This window comes from Tessaracoccus sp. MC1627 (assembly GCF_014164725.1).
In the GTDB taxonomy this organism is placed as follows: domain Bacteria; phylum Actinomycetota; class Actinomycetes; order Propionibacteriales; family Propionibacteriaceae; genus Arachnia.
Genome location: NZ_JACJGA010000003.1, coordinates 115,993 through 140,177 on the forward strand (window position 1 = coordinate 115,993; position 24,185 = coordinate 140,177).

Here is a 24,185-nt window from a genome sequence, read left to right on the forward strand (position 1 = left end):
CCGAGGCTCGGCGCTACCGCAAGACCCTGCGGCTCCCGGTGGGACGCACCAGCGTCCGGATCCGCGTGTTCATGGTGACGCTCGCGGTCCTGCTCGGGATCGCCGGCGTGCGCGCCGTCCAGCTGCAGGGGATCGACGCCCAGGCGTTCGCGGCGGAGGCGGCTGCCAAGATGAAGTCCACCAGGGACCTGCCCGCCACCCGCGGCACCATCACCGACCGCAACGGGGCGGTGATGGCGGCCACCGAGCCCGCCATGATCGTCTCGATCGACCCGGACATGATCCGCACCAACGGCGCGGACAAGCGCTACGCGATGAGCGCCAAGAAACAGGAGGAGGCCGCCGCCGCGCCCAGCGCAGTGGCCGACATCCTCGTCGAGCACCTCGGCGGGCAGAAGTCCACCTACCTCAAGCTGATCAACACGCCGGACTCGCTCTACGAGATCGTGAAGCGGAAGGTGCCGGCCGCAACCTACACCGCCATCCAGAAGGACATGAAGGAAGGCTTCGGCGGCGACGGCAGCCGCCCCTGGAAGGGCGTCTTCGGTGACCCGGACCCCATCCGCGTCTACCCGAACCGCTCGGTGGCCGCCAACGTGGTGGGCTTCGTCAACGGTGAGGGCGAGGGCGCCGCCGGGCTTGAGTACGCGCTCAACGCGGACCTCAACGGCACCGCCGGCAGCATGGTCTACGACTGGTCCACCTACGGACGCATCCCGCTGGGCACCAACATCATGACCCCGGCCGTCGACGGCAACTCCTACCAGACGACGCTGGACTCGGACCTCAACTGGATGACCGAGCAGATCCTGGCCGAGTACGTGAAGCAGGCGGGCGCCACCACCGGCAAGGCCTTGGTGATGAACGTCAAGACCGGCGAGATCCTCTCGCTGGCCAACGGACCCGGCTACGACGCCGCCAATCCCGGGCGCGCGGACACCTCCGACCTGGGCAACCGCGCCGTCACGGAGGCCTACGAGCCCGGATCGGTGCAGAAGGTCCTGACGATGGCCGCCCTGGCTGACCAGGGCCTGGTCACGCCCACCACCAAGGTGGTCGTGCCGGAGCGGATCGCCTCGGGCGCCGGCTACGTGCGCGACTCCTTCGATCACGGCCGCATCAAGCTCACCGGCGCCGGCGTGGTGGCGCAGTCCTCCAACATCGGCACCATCCTGCTGGCCCGGCAGATGGAGAAGGCCACGCTGGCCGAGTACCTCGCCGGATTCGGCCTCGGCACCAAGTCCGGCGTCGGCCTCCCCGGCGAGACCTCCGGCAGCCTGCCGGGCGCCGACATGGCGGACTACACCAGGGACCAGATCTCCTTCGGCCAGGCCCTGTCGGTCAACGCCATCCAGATGGCCGCGGCCGTCAACACCGTCGCCAACGGCGGCGTCTACGTCCAGCCCACCATCCTCAAGTCCGGCACGCAGGCCGACGGCACCCCCGTCGAGCTGCCCGAGCCCGTCACGCGCCGCGTGGTCTCCGAGGAGGCCGCGGACACCGCACTGGAGATGATGGAATCGGTCATCACCCTCAACGAAAACCGTGCCATCCCCGGCTACCGCACCGCAGGCAAGTCCGGCACCGCCCAGCGCTTCGACCCCTCCTGCAAGTGCTACAACGGCTTCACCGCCAGCTTCGTGGGCGTCGCACCCGCCGAGGACCCCCAGATCCTGGTCTACGTGGTGCTGGATCAGCCCACCAACGGCAACCTCGGCAGCCGCCTGGCCCTGCCGGCCGTCAACGACATCCTCGAGCTCGCACTCCCGCGCTACAACGTCGCCCCGTCGACGACGCCGGCGCCCGAGATCCCGCTAACGTTCGAGTAATGAACCACACGCTCCGCCCCGCGACCACGCCGCCGGCGCCGCTCGCGGTGCTCGCCGCCGGGCTGGGCCTGCTGGGCGACGCGCAGGGCGATGTCGCGGTGGCGGGGGTCACCCTTGACTCCCGGGCCGTGCAACCCGGCTGGCTGTACGTGGCACTCCCCGGCACCCGCACGCACGGGGCCGCGTTCGCCGCCGCCGCGGTCGCTGCCGGTGCTGCCGCCATCCTCACGGACCACGGGGGCGGGGGCGATCTCGCCCTGGGCGTCCCCGTGCTCTACACCGAGGAGCCCAGGCATGCAGCGGCCGTGATCTCCGCCAGGTTCTACGGCGAGCCCGCCCGCGCCATGACCATGTTCGGCGTCACGGGCACCAACGGGAAGACCACCACCGTGGCGCTGCTCCAGGCGGGCCTGGCGGCAGCGGGACGGCTGGCCGGCACCATCGGCACCATCGGCTTCCGGCTCGGCGACGAGGAGCTGCGGACCGCCCGCACCACGGTCACCACCCCCGAATCGCCGGACCTGCAGGCGCTGCTGGCGGTCATGCAGCAGCGCGGAGCGGACTCGGTGGCCCTGGAGGTCAGCTCCCACGCCATGGCGCTCAGCCGCGTGGACGGGATCGAGTTCGACGTGGCCGGCTTCCTCAACCTCGGCCGCGACCACCTGGACTTCCATCCCAGCCTGGAGGACTACTTCGAGGCCAAGGCCGCGCTGTTCGCCCCCGGCCGGGCGAAGGCGAGCGTGGTCTGGATCGACGATCCCAAGGGCCGCGAGATCGCCCAGAGGGTGACCAGCCACGGCGGCAGCCGCCTCATCACCGTCGGCAGCACCCCGGATGCCCACTACGTGCTCTCGGACTACCGCGGCGTCGCCCCATTGGGCGGCCGAGCGAGCCTCACCAGGGAAGGGGAGCGGCTGGAACTCGAACTGACCCTCCCCGGGGCCTACAACATGATCGATGCCGCGGTGGCGTTCGCGATGCTCGAGGCGGTGGGGGTCCCCGCCGACGCCGCCCTGGCCGGGCTGCGCCGCGCCCAGGTGCCGGGGCGGATGCAGCGCGTGGACCTGGGGCCGCACGCTCCGCTGGTGGTGGTGGACTTCGCGCACACGCCGCAGGCCGTGGGCGCCGCCGTCGAGTCCCTGGCCGGCCTGGGGCGGGTGGTCACGGTGCTCGGCTGCGGCGGGGACCGCGACGCGGACAAGCGGCCGGAGATGGGCGCCGCGGCCGCGCGCGGCAGCGACCTCACCATCGTCACAGACGACAACCCGCGCACCGAGGACCCCGCCCTCATCCGCGCCCAGACCCTCGCAGGCGCCGAGTCCGCCCGACGCGACGGCGCCCGCGTGCTTGAGGTGGCCGGCCGACGCGCCGCCATCGAAGCAGCGCTCCGGGGTGCCGACGCCGGTACGGTGGTGGCCATCCTCGGCAAGGGACACGAACGAGGCCAGATTCTGGCCGACCGCGTCGTCGATTTCGACGATGTGGAGGAAGCGACGCGTGCCTGGCGCCGCCTGAGGCAGGAAGGAGCCACCCATGAGGCCCCGCCTGATGAGTGAACTCGTCGACCTGATGCAGCCCGCCCCCGTCGAACTCGTGGGGGAGGACGCCGTGGTGGGGCCCGCCGTGGTGATCGACAACCGCGAGGCCACCGAGGGTGCCCTGTTCGTCGCCATCCCCGGGGAGCGCGTCGACGGCCATTCCTACGCCGCGGCCGCCGCCCGGTCAGGCGCAGGGGGCGTGCTGGGCATGACGGTCACCGAGGCGCCCGTCCCGCACATCCTGGCCGAGGACTCCGTGGCCGCGCTCAGCTGGCTGGCCCGCGGCATCGTCCGCGAGGCCCGCGCCCGCGGCATGGTCAGCATCGGCGTCACCGGCAGCTCCGGCAAGACCAGCACCAAGGACCTCATGGCGCAGGTGTTCGAGGCCGCCGGCCCCACCGTCGCCCCCGTCGGCTCGCAGAACAACGAGGTGGGGGTCCCGCTGACCGCCTGCCGCGTCGGCGACGACACCGCCTACCTGGTCTCCGAGCTCGGCGCCCGCGGGGTGGGGCACATCGCGTGGCTGACCTCGCTGGTGGGGCTGGACGTGGGCGTCTGCCTCAACGTGGGCCGCGCCCACGTCGGGGAGTTCGGCGGCCTGGAGGCCACCGCGCAGGCGAAGTCAGAGATCGTCGCGGACCTCGCCGAGGACGGCTGGGCCGTCCTCAACGCCGACGACCCGGCCGTGGCCGCGATGCGCGACCGGACCCGCGCCAGGATCGCCTGGTTCGGCGAGGGGGAGCTCCCCGCCGGGCAGTTGCGCGTCACGGCACGTGACGTCTCCCTCAACGCCCTCAGCCAGGCCGGCTTCGAGCTGGTGGCCGACGACGGCTCGGGCGAGCGCGCCGCGCCGGTGACCCTGCGGGTGATCGGGCGCCACCAGGTGGGCAACGCACTGGCCGCCGCGGCGGCCGCCCTCGCCGTCGGGCTGGACCTCGAGCTGATCGCCGCCGCGCTGTCCGGCGCGGCGCCCCGCTCCAACTGGCGGATGGAGCTGCACCCGCGCGCCGACGGCGTCCTGATCCTCAACGACGCCTACAACGCCAACCCGGACTCGATGGCAGTGGCCCTCAGCACCGCCGTCGAGCTGCGCCAGGGCACCCGCGCCGAGCATCCCGATGCGCGCGTGATCGCCGTCCTCGGCGACATGCTGGAGCTGGGGCCCCTCGCGCCGCAGCTGCACGAGGAACTCGGCCGGCTCGCCGCCGATCTCGGCATCTCCGAGGTGGTCGCGGTGGGGGACCTGGCCGGGTATGTCGTGGCCGGCGCCGCCGCCGAGGGGCTACCGGCACGGGTCTCGGATCGGGAAAACGTGGCCGGTTCCCTTAGCCTTGGCCCCGGCGACGTGGTGCTCATCAAGGGGTCCCGCGGCGTCGGACTGGAAACCGTCGCGGCCGAACTGGCTGACGGAAACGGAGGCGTCAAGTGATCAACATCCTCACAGCGGGGGCTTTGTCCCTGCTGTTCGCCATGGTGGGCACCCCCATGCTGATCAAGTTCCTCACCCGCCGCCAGTACGGCCAGTTCATCCGCGAGGACGGGCCCACGGCCCACTACGTCAAGCGCGGCACCCCCACCATGGGCGGCCTGATCATCATCGGCTCCGCGGTGCTGGCCTACGCGCTGTCCCACCTGGTGCGCTGGCAGGCGCCCAGCCTGTCCGGGATCCTGGTGCTCGGCCTCGCCGTCGGCATGGGCTTCCTCGGCTTCCTCGACGACTGGTCCAAGATCTCCAAGGAACGCAGCCTCGGCCTCACCCCGCGCGGGAAGCTGCTCGGCCAGTTCCTCATCGGCGGCGTCTTCGCGCTGCTCGCCCTGAACTTCCCCGACGAGCGGGGCCTGACGCCCGCGTCGCCCGCGATCTCGTTCCTCCGCGACGTCCCATGGCTCACACTGCCGCTGGTGGTGGCGGTGGCGTTCATCATCTTCCTCATCATGGCCTGGTCCAACGCCGTCAACATCACCGACGGCCTCGACGGGCTGGCCGCCGGCAGCGCCACGCTGGTGTTCGCGGCCTACACCATCGTCAACATCTGGCAGTTCAACCAGTGGTGCGCCCGCACCTCCACCGCCGGGCCCCGCTGCTACGAGGTCCGCGACCCGCACGACCTGGCCGTCGTGGCGGTGGCCTTCGCCGGCGCCTGCTTCGGGTTCCTCTGGTGGAACGCCAAGCCGGCCAAGATCTTCATGGGCGACACCGGCTCGATGGCCATCGGCGCCGCGCTGGCCGGCCTGTCGATGATGACCCGCACCGAGCTGCTGCTGGTCATCCTCGGCCTGCTGTTCGTGATCGAGGTGGGATCGGTGGCGCTGCAGGTCAGCTACTTCAAGGCCACCAAGGGCAAGCGCATCTTCAAGATGTCCCCCATCCACCACCACTTCGAGCTGCTCGGCTGGGATGAGGTCACCGTCGTGATCAGGTTCTGGATCATCGGCGGGCTCTGCGTGGCGCTGGGCGTGGGCATCTTCTACGCCGAATGGGTGGTGGGTCAGTGACGAAGCACTGGATGACCGAGGCCACCCGGCTCTCGGACTGGCCCTCCGCGCAGGTGGTCGTGGCCGGGCTGGGCGTCTCCGGCTTCGCCGCCGCGGACGGCCTGATCTCGCTGGGCGCGAAGGTGATCGTGCTGGACGAGTCGACGGCGCACGCGGACAAGGCCACGCTGCTGGAGCACCTCGACGCGACGGTGGTGCTGGGCCCCGGCGCCACCGCGCAGCTGCCGCCGGGCACGGACCTGGTGGTCACCTCCCCGGGCTGGCGGCCCAGCGCGCCGCTGCTGCGGCAGGCGGCCGCCGAGGGGATCCCGATCTGGGGCGAGACCGAGCTGGCCTGGCGGATAATGCAGCCGGACCGGGCCATCCCGTGGCTCGGCATCACCGGCACCAACGGCAAGACCACCACCACCCAGATGCTGGAATCCATGCTGATCGCCGACGGGAGGAAGGCCGCCGCGGTGGGCAACATCGGCCGGCCCATCATCGAGGCCATCCTGGACGACACCGACTACGACGTGTTCGCCGTCGAGCTGTCCAGCTTCCAGCTGCACTGGATGAACAACGTGAACCTGCACTCGGCCGCGGTGCTCAACCTCCACCCGGACCACCTCGAGTGGTACGAGGGCGACCCGGAGGCCATGGCGCTCTACGCCGCGGACAAGGCCAAGATCTACTCCGGTGTCACCCACTCCTGCGTCTACAACGTGGCCGAGGAAGCCACCGAGACCATGGTGGAGAACGCCGACGTGGTGGAGGGCGCCCGCGCGATCGGCTTCACGCTCGGCACCCCCGCGGTCTCGATGCTCGGGATCGTCGACGACCTCATCGTGGACCGCGCGTTCGTGGCTCAGCGCCGCGACTCGGCCCTGGAGCTGGCCAAGGTCTCGGATGTCCAGCCTTACGCCCCCCACAACGTGGCCAACGCGCTCGCCGCGGCCGCGCTGGCGCGCAGCTACGGGGTCAAGGCCACCTCCGTGGCCGCCGGCCTGAAGCGACTTCAGCTAGGCGGGCACCGGATCCAGCAGATCGCCGACGACGGCGGGGTCCGCTGGGTGGACGACTCGAAGGCAACCAACCCCCACGCCGCCAACTCCGCCATGCAGGCCTTCCCCTCGTTCGTGTGGATCGCGGGCGGCCAGGCCAAGGGCACCACGTTCGACGACCTGATCGCCCGCCACCACGACAAGATGCGCGGCGCCGTGGTCATCGGCGTGGACCGGCACCTCATCGCCGACGCGCTTGCCCGACACGCGCCGGAGGTCCCCGTGCGGGTGCTGGACAGCACTGAGACTGGGGTGATGGACGAGGTGGTGGCCCTGGCGGGCGCCATGGCCCGGCCGGGGGACACCGTCCTCCTGTCCCCGGGCTGCGCCAGCCTCGACATGTTCGACAGTTATTCAGCACGAGGCGAGAAGTTCGCCGAGGCGGTCCAGCGGTACCTGGCCGGGTAGGGGAGGAGAGCACCTGATGGCGTCCGACGCAGCGTCTCCCGCCCGGCCGGTCAGCCTCTGGTCCGAGGCCAAGGCCCTGGCGGCCTCCCCGATGGCACCCTTCTACTTCATCGTGGCCAGCGTCACCGTCCTCGTGCTCGTCGGCTCCCTCATGGTGCTCTCGGCCTCCTCCGTGCTGGCCCAGGCCACCGAGGACGGCCCCTACTACTTCATCATCCGGCAGCTGCAGTTCCTCGTCGTCGGCGTGGCCGCCGCGGTGGTGCTCAGCAGGCTCAAGCCCGACTACCTCCGACGGCTGGCCTGGCCGGCCTGGACGCTCGCCGTGGTGCTGCTGATCCTGGTGGTGGTGATGGGCGCCGAGATCAACGGCAACCGAAACTGGCTGGCCTTCGGGCGATTCCAGTTCCAGCCCTCCGAGTTCGCCAAACTCGCCCTGGTGGTGTGGTGCGGGGCGGTGTTTCACATCAAGCGTGGCCGGCTGCACGAGCCCGCCCAGCTGGCCATCCCCCTGGTGCCCCTCGGCGGCCTGATCCTCGCGCTCGTGCTGGCGGGCCGGGACCTCGGCACCGGCCTGATCATCGGCGCCATCCTCGTGATGGTGCTCTTCTTCGTCGGCACCTCGATGCGAGTGCTCGTGCCGCTCGGCGCCCTGGCGCTCGGCCTCGTCGGCCTGCTGGTCTACGGCTCCGGCAACCGCATGGACCGGATCAGCATCTTCCTCAACCCCGAGTCCAATACGGACCTCTCCTCCCAGCCCATGGCGGCTCTGTACGGGCTGGCCTCCGGCGGATGGTGGGGGCTGGGGCTGGGGGCCAGCAAGCAGAAGTGGGGTGGCCTGAAGACCGGCGCCCACACCGACTACATCTTCGCGGTGATCGGTGAGGAGCTTGGCCTGTTCGGGGTGCTGCTCATCATCGCCCTGTTCGCGCTGCTCGGCTGGGCCGGCCTGGAGGTGGCCATCCGCTCGGATGCCATGTTCAACAAGGTGGTGGCCGCGGGTATCACCGGCTGGTTCCTCGTGCAGGCCGTGATCAACATCTTCGTCGTGCTGCACCTGCTTCCCGTCCTCGGCGTGCCGCTGCCGTTCGTCTCCTACGGCGGATCCGCGCTGCTCTCCAGCCTGATGGCGGTCGGGGTGTTGCTGGCGCTCGCCCGCGACACACCGGACGCGCGGGCGTTCATCGCCTCCCGTTCCAGGAAGGCGCGGCCCCGGATGACCAGCGTCATGGCTGCCACCAAGGAGGATTGAGATGCCCAGCATCGTCATGGCCGGCGGCGGGACGGCGGGGCACACCTCGCCGCTGATCGCCACGGCCAACGCCATCAAGGAGCGGGCGGAGGTGTCGATCGTCTGCGTCGGCACCGCGAAGGGGCTCGAGACCCGGGTCATCCCGGAGGCCGGGCTCGAGCTGCGCCTGATCGACCCGGTCCCGCTGCCGCGCACCGTCAACCTGGACCTGCTCAAGCTGCCCGTCACCCTCACCCGGTCCGTGCGGCAGGCCCGCCGCATCCTCACCGACGCGCGCGCCGACGTGCTGGTGGGCTTCGGCGGCTACGTCTCCATCCCGGCCTACCTCGCCGCCCGCCTGTCGGGCGTGCCGGTGGTGGTGCACGAGGCGAACAAGCTGCCGGGCATCTCGAACCGGATCGGCGCCCGGTTCGCCCGCTTCGTGGGCACCACCTTCCGGGAGACGACCATGAAGGGCGCGCGCCTGATCGGGATGCCGATGCGCCGCTCCATCACCCAGCCCACCGTCGCCCCGGCGGAGGCGAGGGTGTCGTTCGGGCTGGACCCGGACCGCCCCACCCTGCTCGTCAGCGGGGGGTCGCAGGGTGCGCGGAGCATCAATGTCGCGGTGACCGAGGCCAGGGACGCCATCCTCGCCGCCGGCATCCAGATCCTGCACGTGCTGGGGCCGAAGAACTTCACCCCGGACCTGGTGCCAGTCCACGGCGCCTCCGGCGCGGTCTACCTCCCGGTCGAGTTCGTCGATGACATGGCCCTGGCCTACGCCGCCGCGGACCTCATGCTGGGCCGGGCCGGGGCGGGCACCGTGATGGAGACCGCGGTCTCCGGGGTGCCGGTGATCTTCGTCCCGCTGCCCTACGGCAACGGTGAGCAGGCGCGCAACGCCGCCGAGCTCGTCGCGGCGGGGGCCGGTTTCCTCGTGTCGGACGACGAGTTGACGCCGAGTAGACTGACCGCGCTGGTGCTGGACACGTTCGGGGATCCCGGGCGGCTGGTCGCCATGTCAGAGGCGTGCCGCGGGATGTACCCGTCGGACGCCGCCGATGTGCTTGCAGAGGCCGTCCTCGCGGTGGCCTCAGACGGAAAGGTGTGAGTGATGCTCCTCAATCCCGTTGAGGTCGTCCCGGTCGATCAGGTCGGCCCCGTCCACTTCATCGCCGCCGGCGGATCAGGCATGAGCGGCGTCGCCCGCCTCTACGCCGAGCTGGGGATCAAGACCTCCGGGTCTGACCGTTCGGATTCGACGGCGCTGCGGAGCCTGGCCCGCGCCGGCGTCACCACCTACGTGGGCCACGACGCGTCGCAGCTCGGAGACGCCCGCACCGTCGTCATCTCCTCGGCCATCCGGCCGGACAACGTCGAGCTGGTGGAGGCCCGACGGCGGGGACTGCGGATCTGGCACCGCTCCGCGGCGCTCGCCGCCCTCATGCAGGGCAGGCGCGGCGTCTCCGTCTCCGGCACCCACGGCAAATCCACCACCACGGCCATGACGGCCGTCATGCTGAGCGAGGCCGGGCGGGACCCCAGTTACGTGATCGGCGCGCCGCTGTCCACCACCGGCGCCAGCTCCGCCATCGGATCGGGGCCGGCGTTCGTCGTCGAGGCCGACGAGTCGGACGCGTCCTTCCTGCAGTACCCCACCGAGATCGCCGTCATCACCAACGTGGAGGCGGACCACCTCATCAACTGGGGCACCCCCGAGGCCTACGCGGACGGCTTCCGCGCCTACGCCACCCGCCCGCACGTCCAGCACGTGGTGATCAACGTCGACGATCCGGGCTCCCGGGCGCTGGCCCACGACCTGATCGGCGAGGCCAAGCACATCATCGCCTACGGCGAGTCCGCGGACGCGGACGTGCGGATCACCGACGTGGTGGCCCACGGCAACGGTGTCGCGGCCACCCTCACCTACGGCGAGGAGGCCGGCCGGATCGTGCTGCAGGTGCCGGGCAACCACAACCTGGCCAACGCGTCGGCCGCGTACGCGGTGGGCCGCATCCTGGGGCTCAGCCACCAGGAGGCCATCGATTCGCTCGGCCGCTTCGAGGGGACGCTGCGCCGTTTCCAGCTCATCACGGACACGGCCGGGATCCGCGTCTACGACGACTACGCGCACCACCCCACCGAGATCCGCGCCGCGCTGACGGCCGCCCGCCGCGCCACCGCCGCCGGCAACGAGGCAACCGGGCTTCAGGGCCGCCTCATCGCCTGCTTCCAGCCGCACCTCTACAGCCGCACCGTGGACTTCTCCGACGAATTCGGGCAGGTGATGACGCTGGCGGATGTCGCCGTGATCAACGACGTCGACGGCGCCCGCGAGGATCCCGTCCCCGGCGTCACCGGCGAACTCGTGGTGGACGCCGCCATCCGGCACGGCGCCAAGGACGTGGTCTACGTGAAGGAGAAGTACGACCTCCCCGCCGCCCTCGACGAGATCGCCCGCCCCGGAGACCTCATCATCACGCTCGGCTGCGGCGACGTGACCATCGTCGGCCCCCTGCTCGCGGACCTGTTGAAGCAGCGGCCGGACGCCCGGACGTCGTGACGGAGGCCCTGCCGCCAGGGGAGTTCGCCAAGGCGCTGCAGGAGAAGCGGACCTCCGAGCGGCGCCGTCGCTGGATCATCCGCGGCTCGCTGGCTGCGGCGGTGGTCCTGCTGATCGCGGGCGGATGGCTGGCGTTCTTCTCACCGGTGTTCGAGGCCCGCGCCGTCGTCGTCGAGGGCACCTCGCTGCTCACCGTCGACGAGGTGACTGCGGCCGCCGGCGTCGAGCTGGGGGTGCCGCTGATGCGCCAGGACGTGGCCGCCATCACCGAGCGGGTCCGGGCGTTGACGCCGGTGCGCGAGGTGCGGGTGTCGCGGCGGGTGCCCAACACTGTCGCAGTGGAGGTGACCGAGCGGGAGGTCGCGTTCCAGCGGAGGCGGGAGGGCGAGTGGGACTGGGTGGATGCCGACGGCGTGGTGTTCCACCGCACCGCGGATCCGCGCCCGGGCACCATCCAGGTCACCAGCAGCAGCACCGACGAACGGCTCCTGCGCGATGTCGCGGTCGTCGCGGCGCACGTGCCCGACGACCTGCTGCCCGAGGTGCGCAGGATGACGGCGGAGGCGGTGGACCGGATCACGCTCACCCTCGACGGGGGACGGACGCTGGTGTGGGGGAGCGCGGAGGAGTCCGAGCTCAAGGCGGAGGTGGCTGCGGCGCTGCTGGCGTCGGTGGAGGCGGAGGTCTACGACGTTTCGGCCCCCCGCCACCCCACCACCAAGTGAAGTGACCCACCCCGCCTGTTATGGTGCGTCACGATGCAATGTCGCGTCGAAAATTCACCGCGGGGGTCGAATGAATGCAATGACGAGGAGTGCGTCGCTGACCTGGCGCTTGGCGCTCCTCCCGCTCGCGGCTCTGCTCCTCGCCGGAGGGTGTTCGCCCACCGTCGAGCCGGCGCCGTCTGAGTGGCGGGAGGATGTGATCCGGGCAGCTCAGGGGGCCACTTCGCCGCTGGAGCGCGAGATCCTGAGCGACGGTGCCATCACCGAAGCGGAGTTCCGCGAGGCGTTCGCCGCGTTCCAGGAGTGCATGGATGGACTCGGCGTCGCCATCGAGATGACGGAGAGCCACGGCCAGTTCGCGGGGTTCAGCACGGGAAGCGGTGACGCGGACCAGGCGGCGGAGACCTGTCGCCCAGGGACGATCGACATCATCGAGCCCTGGTTCGTGCAGATTCGTGGTAATCCGGCGCGAGACTCCCAGCCGGAGGTCACGGTCCGGTGCCTCAAGCGGATGGGCGTCGTCGGCGAGGGTTACAGCGTGGCGGATCTGGAGCGCGACCAGACGTCCGCCGACACGGCGTACGGGCCCGGACTCCAGCTCTACCTCGACTGCCTCACCCTGGGCGATGCTCTGCCCAAGGGGGAGTAGCCGGTGACGCGCCCCGCCGGGGCCCAGCCGCCGGCCCGCTCGGTGGTGGTGCTGTTGATCCTGCTGTCGGCGCTCCTCGCCGGCGCCGCCGTGGCGGTGGGGGCGATGGTCGTTGGGCGGCAGGCGAAGGCGGTGTCGTCGAGGCCGGACTCGGTGGCCGTCAGCCCGGAGGGCTTCGACGACGCGCGCCAGGTGACGCTCACCGTCACCCAGGGTCCGGAGTTGGCCGTAGACGCCCGGGCGGAGGGGATCCTCATCTGGACCGACTGCGAACCCGGCCTGCAGTTGGCGTCCGCGGCTCCCGTGTTCCGGGTGCGGTCCGCCGAGGGCACGACCACCACCGTCGCGCTCTCCACGCAGCTGCCGTGGACGACACCTGTGGGCAGGCTGGACCGCGGCGCGGCCGTGGCCGATCTGCAGGCGGCGTTGGTCGCGGCGGGCGCGCTCGCCGACAACCCTGGCGAGGCCTTCACCGACGCCAGCTGGCGGGCCTTGACGGCGCTGGTCGAGGTCCCGGAGAAGGCTGATCAGATCCCGGCTTCGGCGCTGCTGTGGCTTCCGGAGTCGCCGATGAGTTGGCAGAGCTGCGCGAGCCCACGAGGGTCGCGCGTGGCTACGGATCAGCGGATCGGAGGGCTGACCTCGGTCACGGCCTTCGCCGTCGACCCCACCGCCGTCGGATCGATCGAGGGGCCCCGACACCTCGTCGTGGAAGACATCGAGGTCATCGTCGAGGACGACCGGGTGACCAGCCAGCCCGACATCACCGCGCTGATGGGCACGGCGGCCTACTCCCAGTGGAGGCTCACCGGTGGGCAGGTGCCCATCGTGGGCACGTATCGGTTGGCGGAGACGCTGGAGGTCGGGGTCGTCCCCGCATCCGCCGTCCTGCCCGGCACGGCTGCCCCCTGTGTGATCTCGGACTCGGGAACCGCCTTGTCCGTCACGGTGGTGAGCTCCAGGTTGGGCAGGACACTCGTGGAGTTCCCGGGCGGATCGGCACCATCGGCCGTTCGACTCGACCCCGATGTGGCGTCGCGATGCCCGTGAGCGTGCGTGCGCTCGGGCACCGATTCGGCGATGCGTGGCTGTTCCGGGACGTCTCGTTCTCGGTACCGCAGCAGGGGAGCGTGGCCGTGGTCGGTCCGTCCGGGAGCGGGAAGTCCACCCTGCTGCGCATCCTTGCCGGAACGCTGGCTCCGACCGAGGGGAGTGTGGAGATCCCGCCTACGACGAGGATCAGCCTGGTCCATCAGACCCCCCACGGCGTGGGTGCGCGCACGGTCATCGACCACATCGCGCTGCCCTGGTGGGCACGCGGCGCCGACCTGACGACGGGATGGCATGAGGCCGAACGGATCGCCGCGACACTGGGACTCGACGGTGCGCTGCACCGACCCTTTTCTGAGATGTCCGGCGGCGAGGCGCAGCGGATCAGGCTGGCGGTCGCCATGGCCGAGCAACCCGACCTCATCCTCGCCGACGAGCCGACGGCGTCCCTCGACGCCGGCAACGCCATGTCGGTGGTCGCCTCGCTGCGTCGCGTCACGGACCTGGGCGCCACCCTCATCGTGGCCACCCACGACCCACGAGTGGCGGACGCCTGTGGCCAGGCCTTCCGCCTGTCGGGACCGTCGGGGGACGGGTGAGGGCCCGGCTCGTGGCGCGCGAGGCGCGCGTCAACCTGATCACCGGGGCCGCGCACGCCGTCCCCCTCAGCCTCGCGGTGGCCGTCATCGTGGCGGTCCTCGGGCTCGTGGCCATGGAGGAGTCCTGGGTCGTCCAGGCGGAGGAGCAGCGCTATGTCGCCATGGGCGGCGACGTCGTCATCGTCGAGGCACCCGGCGCGATCGACGTGCGTCGCTGCGACGCTCTGCGTGGGTCGTCCGCGGTGGAGGCGTCAGGCGCCGTGCGCCGCGAGGGGGCCGTGGCCCTCACCGTTCTGCCCGCCCACGACCTGGAGCTCTTCTCGGCCTCGCGCTCCTGGATTCAGTGGCACACCGGAGGTGCCGCGTCGGTGGTGGCGGCGTCGGCACTCAGCGATGCGTTGGGCGCCCGCCTGATGATGGAGGGCAACCTGACCCCCGTCGACGCGACGTTCGCCTGGCCCGAGGACGGACGCAGATCCCCTGTCGGGGCCGGCATCGTGCAGGGCGGCCTGACCGACGTCGCCGACCAGTGCTGGGTCCGGCTCGCGGACCCGAGGCGCGAGGCCCCCTCGTGGCTGACGGTGGTGGCGCTGGCGTCCACCGAGGACGCGAACCTGGCCGTGACGCCGCTGAATCCGGCCGCCGGCGGGGTGCTGAGCGCGCCGACGGGCGGTGTCCGCGCCTATGCCTGGTTGCTCGCGCTGATCTGTGGCGCCGTCGTCGGGTGGCTCTCCTGGCGGGCTAGGGCGGTCGAAGCCATCTCCGCTCGGGCAGCGGGGGTCCCGGCGGCGGCCCATGCGGCCCAGTCGCTGATCGAGTCCCTGGCATGGGGGACCGCCGGTGCCGCGCTGGGAGGGTCGATCCTGGTGATCGCCGCCGCCTTCCGGTGGTCCGCGGCGGCCGCTGTGCCGCTCGCCGAGCTGCTGCCGATCGCGCTGTCGGCGCCCCTGGGGGCGAGCTTGGCGGCGGCTCTGTCGCTCGGCTGGCACCGCCGTCGGCCCTTGGACAACTACCTTCGCGCGCGGGTGGGTTGAAGCGTCGGCGCGCCGATGTCTCAACCCTGAAGTAGCACTTGAGGTCAATCCTGATCGAATACGACGTGGCGTTGGACGCTGGACGTGGCGCTCCCATAGCCTTCGGGGCATGGCAAGCGCATCTCAGAACTACCTCGCGGTGATCAAGGTCGTCGGCGTCGGGGGCGGCGGCGTCAACGCCGTCAACCGCATGATCGAGGCCGGGCTCCGCGGTGTGGAGTTCATCGCAATCAACACGGATGCGCAGGCGCTGCTGATGAGCGACGCCGACGTGAAGCTGGACATCGGCCGCGAACTCACCCGCGGGCTCGGCGCCGGGGCAGACCCGTCGAAGGGCCGCCAGGCCGCCGAAGATCATTCCGATGAGATCGAGGAGGCGCTCAAGGGCGCCGACATGGTCTTCGTCACCGCCGGAGAGGGCGGCGGCACCGGCACCGGCGGCGCGCCCATCGTGGCCAAGATCGCCCGCTCGCTGGGTGCGCTGACCATCGGCGTGGTGACGCGCCCCTTCTCCTTCGAGGGCCGTCGCCGCTCCTCCCAGGCCGAGACCGGGATCGAGGGGCTGCGCGAAGAGGTGGACACCCTCATCGTCATCCCCAACGACAAGCTGCTCCAGATGACGGACCGCCAGGTGGCCATTCTGGACGCGTTCAAGCAGGCCGACCAGGTGCTGATGCAGGGCGTCTCCGGCATCACGGACCTCATCACCACCCCTGGCCTGATCAACCTGGACTTCGCGGACGTCAAATCGATCATGAGCCAGGCCGGCTCCGCCCTCATGGGCATCGGCTCGGCCCGCGGCGAGGACCGCGCCCGCGCCGCCGCCGAGATGGCCATCTCGTCCCCCCTCCTGGAAGCCAGCATTGATGGCGCACACGGCGTCCTGCTGTCGATCGCGGGCGGCTCGGACCTGGGCCTGTTCGAGGTCTCTGCCGCGGCCCAGCTGATCGAGGAGGCCGCGCACGACGAGGCCAACATCATCTTCGGCACCGTGATCGACGACGCCCTCGGCGACGAGGTACGGGTCACCGTCATCGCCGCCGGCTTCGACGGTGGCCAGCCCCAGAAGCGCCAGGCCCGCCCGGTCGAGCAACGCGCGGGCCAGCCGTCGCGCCCCTCGTCGCAGCCTCCGGTCAGCAACGCGCCGCAGGTCAGCCCCATGCCTGGCCAGCGCCCCGCACCGACGGCGCAGCCTTCGCCCCGCCCGATGGACGACGACGACCTGGACGTGCCCGACTTCATGAAGTGATCGGCGCGCTTCGGTGCGTCGCCCGCCCCACAGTTGCAAACGGGCGCTAGCCTCATTCCCATATCTATGAAGGAGGCACCGTGGGCGTTCGACAGCTTGCCGCGTGGATGGGTCTCGTCGAGGACGGCCGCTATCGTGACGAGGACCATCGTGACGACGACGCGGAGCTCACCGACGACGTCTACGTGGATGAGGAGAGCGAAGAGATGAGCAAGGTCGCTTCACTTCCCACGCGCCGCCCCACCGTGGTGCCGCCGGCCGCGCAGAAGGAAGTGGCCGATCTCAGCCGCATCGTCAGCGTCCGGCCCCGCTCCTACAACGAGGCCCGGGTGATCGGGGAGAACTTCCGCGACGGGATCCCAGTGATCATGAACCTCTCGGACATGGAGGACGGCGACGACAAGCGGCTGGTGGACTTCGCCGCGGGGCTGATCTTCGGTCTGCGCGGAAACATTGAACGCGTCTCAAGCAAGGTGTTCCTGTTGTGCCCGCACAACCTTGTGGTAGGGCCTGAAGACAAGGAGCGCATCGCAACCGGTGGCTTCTTCAATCAGAGCTGACCCGTGGTCGCCTACATCCTCTGGTGGCTGATCGGCCTCTACATCTGGGTGCTGCTGGCCCGGGTGCTCCTCTCATGGATCCCCATGTTCGCGCCCCAGTGGACCCCGAAGGGGCTGATCCTCGTCATCGTGGAGTTCGTCTACACGCTGACCGACCCGCCCGTGAAGGCGCTCGGCAAGGTGATCAAGCCCGTGCGCATCGGCAACGTGTCGTTGGATCTCAGCGTGCTGGTGTTGTTCATCGGATTGCAGATCCTGCAGTCATTCGTGGGATTCATTCCCTTCTAACAGAAGGTTGAACCCGTCCGTTAGCTGTTGGCACAGGCGCGAAGCGCTACGCTAGCCTGAAACTGAGCCGGGCTTGTCCGGCCCGATTCCTTTCGATCTATTGGAGCAACAATGAGCCTGACCTTGGATGAGGTTCGCCAGATCCGCTTCCGCATGTCGCGCCGTGGCGAGACCGGCTATCAGGTGGGTGACGTTGACACGTTCATCGACAAGGTGGAGCTGACCTTCGACGAATTCGACAAGGAGCGCGAGCGCATGCGCCGCGAGCTCGAGTCGGTTCAGCAGGCCAGCGTCTCGGGCGGCGACGAAGCCTCGGCGGGGCCAGCGCTCCAGGAGAAGGACCGCGAGATCGAGTCCCTGCGCTCAGAGGTGGACCGGCTCAACGGCGCCCTCAGCGAGGGTGGAGACGCCAACGCAGCGCTCTCGGCCTCCGAGCAGCGGATCCGCGAGCTCACGGCAGAGAACGAGCAGCTGCGCAACCAGCTGGAGCAGGTGCGCTCCGAGTACGACAGGCTGCGCTCCGAGCGTGTCACCTCCGTGGGCGGCGCCGAGCACCTCACCGTCACCTCCAGCGCCGAGGCCGCGCCCGCGGTCACCCGCCTGCTGCAGATGGCCACAGAGCAGGCCACCACACTCGTCAACGAGGCCCAGGTGGAGGCTCAGCGCAAGCTGGATGAGGCTGAACAGCGCGCCGGTGAGATCAAGACCGACGCCCGCACCAAGGCCGAGCGCATCGAGTCCGAGGCCCGCGTCAACGCGGAGCAGATGACCCACGAAGCCTCCACGCGCGCCGCTGCGGTGGACCACCAGGCGGCCGAGCGTCGTCGCGAACTCTTCGCGGACCTGGAGCGCGAGCAGGGCGAGCTCACCACCAAGGTGGACCACCTGCGCGGCTTCGAAGCCAGCTTCCGCGAGAACATGTCCAGTGTCCTGCACCGCTTCATGAGCACCCTGGACGGGGCGAAGTCGGAGCCGGAGGACGTGCCCGAGCTCGCCCAGGGGCAGTCCGGCACCCCGCGCCTCGACGCGCTGGCAGGCGGCGATCAGGGCTAGTCACCCCAGCATCACCACACAGGCCGGCGCCCACGGGCGTCGGCCTGTTGACTTGACCGGCCGGTGGTGTACCCTTCCCGAACAGCCCTGACAGGAGAGCACAGAATGCCCACGTCGAAGAAAGCCGCAGACCCCAACGCGGTGCTGCCGGTCCTCGAGGGAGAGGAGCCCTGGACGCCCGAAGAGGTCGCAGAGCAGCGCGCCGAACTTCAGGACGAACTGGAGCGGCTCGAACGCCGGATCGAGGTCACCGAAGCCGAGTTGGAGGCGCTCCTGAAGGGCGGCACAGACGGCGCCGGACGAGATCCGGCAGACGTCGGCTCCAGCAACTTCGAGCGGGATCAGGAGTTGTCGCTGGCACAGAACGTGCGTGAGATGGCCGAGCAGTTGAGGCTGGCCATCCACCTGTTCGACAGCGGCGAGTACGGCAACTGCGAAGTGTGCGGCAACCCCATCGGCAAGGGTCGCCTCCAGGTGTTCCCCCGCGCCACCATGTGTGTCACCTGCAAGCAGCGCGAGGAACGGCGCTGACCCCCCGACGCCGCGGCATCCGGCGGATCGCCGTCGGCATCGGGCTCCTCGGCCTCGGTGTGGATCAGCTCGTCAAGATCGCCAGCGTGGCCTTCCTCGAGCCCGGCCAACCGGTCGAATTCGTCGGCCAGTTGCTGAAGCTGAACCTCATCCGCAACCCTGGCGCCGCCTTTGGCATGGGGGCGCAGGCCACCATCGTGTTCTCCATCTTCGCGATCGTGGCCCTCACGGCCTGCCTCGTCGTTGCTCTGCCCCGGATCACCAGGCTGTGGCACGGTGTGGCGCTGGGCCTGCTGCTGGCCGGCATCACCGGAAACCTGGTGGACCGCATCACACAACCGCCCTCGTTCCTCCGCGGACACGTCATCGACATGTTCCAGCTGCAGTATTTCGGCGCGATCTTCAACGTCGCCGACGTCTGCATCACCGCCGCGGCCGCGCTCATCGTCATCGGTGGATTCCGCGACGAGCGTGCGGAGGCCAAGCAAGCCGCCGAGGCGGACGCGTGAGCGTCTTCATCGTCCCGGACGCACTCGCCGGCGAGCGGATCGACGCCGCGGCCGCCCGAGTCTCCGGGTACAGCCGGTCCCGCATCGAGTCGATCATCGAGGCCGGGGGAGTGCAGCTCGACGGGGTGCTGGTGGCCAAAGGGTCCCAACGCGTATCCGGCGGAGAGCTCCTGGAACTGGCCGACGATGCGGCCCCCGCCGGGGTGCGGGTCTCCCCCCACCTGGCAGACGGGGTCCGGATCGTGTTCGAGGACTCGGACCTGGTGGTCGTCGACAAGCCGGTGGGCGTGGCGGCGCACCCCACCGTCGGCTGGGACGGGCCGTCTGTGGTGGAGCACCTGGCGGCGGCCGGGGTGCGGATCTCCACCTCGGGTGTCGCGGAGCGGCAGGGGATTGTCCAACGCCTCGACGTGGGCACCAGCGGGCTGATGGTGGTGGCCAAGTCCGAGATCGCCTACAGCGTGCTCAAGCAGGCGTTCCGCGACCGCACCGTCGCCAAGACCTATCACGCCCTTGTCCAGGGGCATCCGGATCCCTTCGAGGGCACCATCGAGGCCCCCATTGCACGCCATCCCGGGTCGGACTGGAAGATGGCGATCGTCGAGGGGGGCCGCCACTCCGTGACGCACTACGAGACCATTGAGGCACACCGCTCCGCCACCCTGCTGCGGATCCACCTGGAGACCGGGCGCACCCACCAGATCCGGGTCCACATGACCGCCATCGGACATCCCTGCGCGGGCGATCCCCTCTACGGTGGAGATCCGGTGCTCGCGGCCCGGCTGGGGCTGGTGCGCCAATGGCTGCACGCCGTCGAGCTCGGGTTCACCCACCCGACCTCAGGGGAGCAGGTCACTTTCCGGTCGCCGTATCCGCCGGACCTCAGTCGCGCGCTGGACATCGTCCGCGAGGGCTGAGCCCGCCTGTGGTGTCGTTGGCGCCACCCCCGCTGCGCTACGGCACCCATTCCGGTAGGGTTGCCCCGTGCGTAGAGCAAAAATCGTCTGTACCCTCGGCCCCTCCGCCGAGACCGTTGACCGCCTGATCGAGCTGATGAACGCGGGCATGAACGTCGCCCGTCTCAACATGAGCCACGGAGACTACGAGGAGCACGGAAACCGCCTCAGGAATGTGCGGGCCGCCTCAGAGGCCGTCGGCAAGACTGTGGGTGTGTTCGCGGACCTCCAGGGCCCCAAAATCCGCCTGGGCCGTTTCGTGGATGACCAGAAGGTCTTCCTCGCCACCGGCGCCCAGTTCACCATCACCACCGACGACATCCTGGGTACCGTCGAGCGCTGCTCGACCACCTACAAGGGCCTTCCGGGCGATGTCCATGTGGGTGACCACATCCTCATCGACGACGGCAAGGTGGGCCTCCAGGCCCTCGAAGTGACCGACACCGACGTGGTGTGCGTCGTCACCGTCCCCGGCCCCGTGTCCAACAACAAGGGCATCAACCTGCCAGGTGTCGCGGTGTCCGTCCCCGCCCTGAGCGACAAGGACGAGCGGGACCTCCGCTGGGCCCTCCACCAGGACATCGACATGGTTGCGCTGTCCTTCGTCCGCTCCGGCGACGACATCAAGCGCGTGCACGAGATCATGGACGAGGAGGGGCGCCACGTCCCCGTCATCGCCAAGCTCGAGAAGCCGCAGGCGATCGCCAACCTGCAGGACATCATCGACGCGTTCGACATGTTCATGGTCGCCCGCGGTGACCTGGGCGTCGAACTGCCCCTCGAAGACGTCCCGCTGGTGCAGAAGCGCATCATCCGCGCCGCCCGCAAGTGGGCCAAGCCGGTCATCGTCGCCACCCAGATGCTGGAGTCGATGATCACCAACCCGCGGCCCACCCGCGCGGAGGCCTCTGACGTCGCCAACGCCATCCTCGACGGGGCTGACGCGGTCATGCTCTCGGGCGAGACCTCCGTCGGTGACTTCCCGGTAGAGACCGTCTCCACCATGGCGCGCATCGTCGAGAAGACCGAGCGCGAGGGCCACGCCGAGATCCACATCATCGACTGGGACCCGCACACCACCGGAGGCATCCTGGCCAAGGCCGCCGCCGAGGTGGCCGAGCGCATCGGCGCCCGCTACCTGGTGGCCTTCACGAAGTCGGGCGATACGGGGCGCCGGCTGTCGCGGCTTCGTTCCCCCATCCCCATGCTGGTGTTCTCGCCGGAGCGCTCCACCCAGCAGACCATGACCCTGTCGTGGGGCGTGGACACCCAGATCACGCCCGAGTTCGCGGAGCAGGAGGAGATGGTCGAGGCCGTCGACCGCCACCTGCGTGACCGCGGCATGATCGAAGTTGGCGAGCGCATCGTCATCGTGTCGGGCTCGCCCATGGGCATCCCCGGCAAGACGAATACCCTGCGCGTGCACAAGGTCAAGGAGCTCGGCGAACTCAGCTGAGCCCGTCACAACAGCGAAAGGGAGCCCCTCGGGGCTCCCTTTCTGCGTTCCTGCTCGTGCCCGGGAGGGGAGTCGAACCCCTAAGGCCTTTCGGCCAGACGGGTTTGAGCCGTCCGCGTATGCCATTCCGCCACCCGGGCGCAGCGCGTGAAACATTGTGCCACACCGCCCACCCTCGGCGCTGAGTGGGAATCCCGCGGCAATGCCGAGTAGGATCAGCGCAGGTATTTCAGGCCCTCTTGCGGCCGGCCGCCAGAAAGAAGTGACCAACGGATGAATAAGAAGCCCACAGTGATCGTCGCCGAGGATGAGGCGCTGATCCGCCTGGACCTGGTGGAACTCCTGACCGAGGAGGGCTATGAGGTGGTCGGCGAAGCCGGCGACGGCGAAGAGGCCGTCAAGCTGGCCCGTGAGTTGGAGCCGGATCTGGTGATCATGGACGTCAAGATGCCCAAGATGGACGGCATCACCGCCGCGGAGATCATCGCCGAGGAGCGCATCGCCCCCGTCGTGATGCTGACCGCCTTCAGCCAGCGTGACCTCGTCGAGCGCGCGCGCGAGGCCGGCGCCATGGCCTACGTCGTCAAGCCGTTCGGCGCCTCCGATGTGGTGCCCGCCATCGAGATCGCGCTGGGCCGTTTCCAGGAGATCAAGGCCATCGAGGACGAGCTGGTCTCGCTCGAGGAGCGCCTCGAGTCGCGCAAGGTCATCGACCAGGCCAAGGGCATCCTGCAGCAGGACCTCGGACTCACAGAGCCCGAGGCGTTCCGCTGGATCCAGAAGACCGCCATGGATCTGCGCAAGTCCATGCGCGACGTCGCCGACGGCGTCATCTCGCACAAGAAGAAGTAACGCGCGGGGTCGCGGTGACTCGATTCGTCGTCGACGCCCCCGTCCTGCTGTCGATCATCGACGGCGGGGTTCCGGTCCACCCAGACCACAGCCTCGTCGCGCCCAACCCTGTCCGGGCCCAGGCCCTCGAGCTGGTGCTCGCTCGCGTCCGCGACGGGTTGGACAGGCGGGATGCGCTGGGACTGTTGGATCGGGTGGCTGAGGCGAAGCTTCGGGTACTCAACGACCGGGTGTCGCGGCGGTTGGCCTGGGAGATGGCGCTCGAGCACGGCTGGGAGTCGCTGCGGGATGCGGAGTATGTCGCGGTGACGCGGCTTGCGGCGGATGCCCTGGTGTGTGGGGAGCCGCGGCTGGCCGGGCGCGCCGACGGGCTGGTCCGCATTGCGCCGTACGAGTCCTTGTTCCTTCCCTGAGGCACGACCCACCCCGTCGCGTGGCTGTGGACAGGCCGCAGGTCGCGCACGAAACGCCGTCGGAAGCTCTCTGTTTGGCCAGGGGTGTGGGTGGGAGCAGACTCGGGCGGCGTGTCGTGCTCCGGTGGGTGCCTCGGCATGGGGCGCGACGGTGGGGCGGGCGCATCGGTGGGGTGGGCACGAAACGCCGTCGGAAGCGCGTTGCTTGGCCAGGGGTGTGGGTGTGAGCGGACTCGGGCGGCGTGTCGTGCTCAGTTGGGTGGCTCGGAGCGGGCTCGACGGTGGGGCGAGAGCGACCGAACTACCGGGGCGGCGAGATCATGTGGCACGTCAACCGACCCGTCGCAGTGAGCCGACCCTCGTCGTCGACGATGTCGACGCGGTACGTGGCGATGGACCGGCCCAGGTGGATCGCGGTCGCCGTCCCCGTCACGCGCCCCGTCCTGGCCGCCCGAACGTGCGTCACGTTCAGGTCCACCCCTACACCGACGCGGTCCGGATAGCCGTGCGCCATCGCCCCCATCGACGCCAGCGTCTCCACCAGGACGCCCGAAGCTCCCCCGTGCAGGAGCCCGAACGGCTGCAGGTTGCCCTCCACGGGCATCGAGCCGACGACGCGCTCGGGCGTCAGCTCGGTGATCTCGACGCCCAGCTTGTCGTCGAGGGGCGAGGTGATGTCGGGCAGCCAGGGGGGCACGCTGTTCATGGGCCGCACTCTTCCACACCTTCGGTAGGCTCGCCGGTGTGACTGACTCGGGCAAGCTGCTGTTGATCGATGGCCATTCGGTGGCCTACCGCGCTTTCTTTGCGCTGCCCGTGGAGAATTTCGCCACCACGACGGGGCAACACACCAACGCGGTGTTCGGCTTCACCTCGATGCTGATCAATGTGCTGCGCGACGAGCAGCCCACGCATCTGGTGGTGGCGTTCGACGTGGCGCGGGAGTCGTTCCGGACTGAGCAGTACCCGGAGTACAAGGCCAACCGCGCCAAGTCACCCGAGGAGTTCAAGGGGCAGGTGGCGCTGGTCAAGGACGTCCTCGACGCGCTCAACGTGCCCTACCTGGAGATGCCGGGCTATGAGGCCGACGACATCATCGCGTCGCTCTCGACGAAGGCCGAGGCGGAAGGTTACGACGTCTTCATCGTCTCGG

24 protein-coding genes, 1 tRNA gene and 1 pseudogene are annotated in these 24,185 nt (G+C 69.9%); 24 read left to right on the forward strand and 2 right to left on the reverse strand.

Annotated elements, in window-relative coordinates:
- The first annotated feature begins 71 nt into the window (after positions 1-71).
- The 21 genes from H5399_RS08440 to pyk all read left to right on the forward strand — a co-directional run bounded on the left by H5399_RS08440 (position 72) and on the right by pyk (position 21,767).
- Entirely contained in the window at positions 72-1,829 is a 1,758-nt protein-coding gene (locus tag H5399_RS08440) for a penicillin-binding protein 2 (RefSeq protein ID WP_182782636.1), read from the forward strand.
- Complete coding sequence (locus H5399_RS08445) at positions 1,829-3,385, forward strand: UDP-N-acetylmuramoyl-L-alanyl-D-glutamate--2,6-diaminopimelate ligase (RefSeq protein WP_182782604.1); 1,557 nt, start codon at positions 1,829-1,831, stop codon at positions 3,383-3,385. The genes H5399_RS08440 and H5399_RS08445 overlap by 1 nt, the downstream gene beginning before the upstream one ends.
- Positions 3,363-4,796: a UDP-N-acetylmuramoyl-tripeptide--D-alanyl-D-alanine ligase gene (gene murF, locus H5399_RS08450; RefSeq protein ID WP_182782605.1), complete on the forward strand. Its 1,434-nt coding sequence runs from the start codon at positions 3,363-3,365 to the stop codon at positions 4,794-4,796. The genes H5399_RS08445 and murF overlap by 23 nt, the downstream gene beginning before the upstream one ends.
- Entirely contained in the window at positions 4,793-5,863 is a 1,071-nt protein-coding gene (mraY, locus tag H5399_RS08455; RefSeq protein ID WP_182782606.1) for a phospho-N-acetylmuramoyl-pentapeptide-transferase, read from the forward strand. The genes murF and mraY overlap by 4 nt, the downstream gene beginning before the upstream one ends.
- Complete coding sequence (gene murD, locus H5399_RS08460) at positions 5,845-7,314, forward strand: UDP-N-acetylmuramoyl-L-alanine--D-glutamate ligase (protein WP_182782607.1); 1,470 nt, start codon at positions 5,845-5,847, stop codon at positions 7,312-7,314. Before mraY ends, murD begins: the two co-directional genes overlap by 19 nt.
- Before the next feature lie 16 nt (positions 7,315-7,330).
- On the forward strand, positions 7,331-8,563 hold the full coding sequence (ftsW, locus tag H5399_RS08465) for a putative lipid II flippase FtsW (protein ID WP_182782608.1): 1,233 nt from the start codon (positions 7,331-7,333) through the stop codon (positions 8,561-8,563).
- Position 8,564: 1 nt separating this feature from the next.
- Positions 8,565-9,656 (forward strand): undecaprenyldiphospho-muramoylpentapeptide beta-N-acetylglucosaminyltransferase, encoded by a 1,092-nt coding sequence (gene murG, locus H5399_RS08470; protein ID WP_182782609.1) that lies wholly within the window; start codon positions 8,565-8,567, stop codon positions 9,654-9,656.
- On the forward strand, positions 9,657-11,108 hold the full coding sequence (gene murC, locus H5399_RS08475) for a UDP-N-acetylmuramate--L-alanine ligase (protein WP_182782610.1): 1,452 nt from the start codon (positions 9,657-9,659) through the stop codon (positions 11,106-11,108).
- Positions 11,105-11,833, forward strand: coding sequence for an FtsQ-type POTRA domain-containing protein (locus tag H5399_RS08480; RefSeq protein ID WP_182782611.1), 729 nt, complete (start codon positions 11,105-11,107; stop codon positions 11,831-11,833). The genes murC and H5399_RS08480 overlap by 4 nt, the downstream gene beginning before the upstream one ends.
- Before the next feature lie 79 nt (positions 11,834-11,912).
- Positions 11,913-12,482 (forward strand): hypothetical protein, encoded by a 570-nt coding sequence (locus H5399_RS08485; RefSeq protein WP_182782612.1) that lies wholly within the window; start codon positions 11,913-11,915, stop codon positions 12,480-12,482.
- 3 nt (positions 12,483-12,485) lie between these two features.
- Positions 12,486-13,532: a hypothetical protein gene (locus H5399_RS08490; RefSeq protein ID WP_182782613.1), complete on the forward strand. Its 1,047-nt coding sequence runs from the start codon at positions 12,486-12,488 to the stop codon at positions 13,530-13,532.
- Complete coding sequence (locus H5399_RS08495) at positions 13,523-14,131, forward strand: ATP-binding cassette domain-containing protein (RefSeq protein ID WP_182782614.1); 609 nt, start codon at positions 13,523-13,525, stop codon at positions 14,129-14,131. Before H5399_RS08490 ends, H5399_RS08495 begins: the two co-directional genes overlap by 10 nt.
- Entirely contained in the window at positions 14,128-15,165 is a 1,038-nt protein-coding gene (locus H5399_RS08500; protein WP_182782615.1) for a hypothetical protein, read from the forward strand. Before H5399_RS08495 ends, H5399_RS08500 begins: the two co-directional genes overlap by 4 nt.
- Before the next feature lie 109 nt (positions 15,166-15,274).
- A complete protein-coding gene (ftsZ, locus tag H5399_RS08505) occupies positions 15,275-16,414 on the forward strand; it encodes a cell division protein FtsZ (RefSeq protein WP_182782616.1) in 1,140 nt (379 codons plus the stop codon).
- A 107-nt stretch (positions 16,415-16,521) separates the two neighbouring features.
- Complete coding sequence (locus tag H5399_RS08510) at positions 16,522-16,974, forward strand: cell division protein SepF (protein WP_182782637.1); 453 nt, start codon at positions 16,522-16,524, stop codon at positions 16,972-16,974.
- A gap of 3 nt (positions 16,975-16,977) precedes the next feature.
- The gene (locus H5399_RS08515) at positions 16,978-17,262 is read left to right on the forward strand and encodes a YggT family protein (protein WP_182782617.1); all 285 of its coding nucleotides are present in this window, start codon (positions 16,978-16,980) and stop codon (positions 17,260-17,262) included.
- Positions 17,263-17,373: 111 nt separating this feature from the next.
- A complete protein-coding gene (locus H5399_RS08520) occupies positions 17,374-18,315 on the forward strand; it encodes a DivIVA domain-containing protein (protein ID WP_182782618.1) in 942 nt (313 codons plus the stop codon).
- A gap of 105 nt (positions 18,316-18,420) precedes the next feature.
- On the forward strand, positions 18,421-18,846 hold the full coding sequence (locus tag H5399_RS08525) for a TraR/DksA C4-type zinc finger protein (RefSeq protein WP_182782619.1): 426 nt from the start codon (positions 18,421-18,423) through the stop codon (positions 18,844-18,846).
- The gene (gene lspA, locus H5399_RS08530; protein WP_370585723.1) at positions 18,810-19,355 is read left to right on the forward strand and encodes a signal peptidase II; all 546 of its coding nucleotides are present in this window, start codon (positions 18,810-18,812) and stop codon (positions 19,353-19,355) included. The genes H5399_RS08525 and lspA overlap by 37 nt, the downstream gene beginning before the upstream one ends.
- A complete protein-coding gene (locus H5399_RS08535) occupies positions 19,352-20,272 on the forward strand; it encodes an RluA family pseudouridine synthase (RefSeq protein ID WP_182782620.1) in 921 nt (306 codons plus the stop codon). The genes lspA and H5399_RS08535 overlap by 4 nt, the downstream gene beginning before the upstream one ends.
- A 67-nt stretch (positions 20,273-20,339) precedes the next feature.
- Positions 20,340-21,767 (forward strand): pyruvate kinase, encoded by a 1,428-nt coding sequence (gene pyk / locus H5399_RS08540; protein ID WP_182782621.1) that lies wholly within the window; start codon positions 20,340-20,342, stop codon positions 21,765-21,767.
- 57 nt (positions 21,768-21,824) lie between these two features.
- Here pyk and H5399_RS08545 read toward each other — a convergent pair.
- Positions 21,825-21,907 (reverse strand) — tRNA-Leu (locus H5399_RS08545).
- 133 nt (positions 21,908-22,040) lie between these two features.
- On the opposite strand from H5399_RS08545, the gene H5399_RS08550 reads away from it, so the two are divergent.
- Together H5399_RS08550 and H5399_RS08555 are read left to right on the forward strand one after the other, a co-directional pair.
- Positions 22,041-22,619 (forward strand): ANTAR domain-containing response regulator, encoded by a 579-nt coding sequence (locus H5399_RS08550; RefSeq protein ID WP_182782622.1) that lies wholly within the window; start codon positions 22,041-22,043, stop codon positions 22,617-22,619.
- A 14-nt stretch (positions 22,620-22,633) separates the two neighbouring features.
- On the forward strand, positions 22,634-23,032 hold the full coding sequence (locus H5399_RS08555; protein WP_182782623.1) for a hypothetical protein: 399 nt from the start codon (positions 22,634-22,636) through the stop codon (positions 23,030-23,032).
- 301 nt (positions 23,033-23,333) lie between these two features.
- Here H5399_RS08555 and H5399_RS08560 read toward each other — a convergent pair whose 3' ends face one another.
- Entirely contained in the window at positions 23,334-23,738 is a 405-nt protein-coding gene (locus H5399_RS08560) for a PaaI family thioesterase (protein ID WP_182782624.1), read from the reverse strand.
- Between the two features lie 38 nt (positions 23,739-23,776).
- On the opposite strand from H5399_RS08560, the pseudogene H5399_RS08565 reads away from it, so the two are divergent.
- Positions 23,777-24,185, forward strand: a pseudogene (locus H5399_RS08565) (DNA polymerase I); the annotation flags it as partial.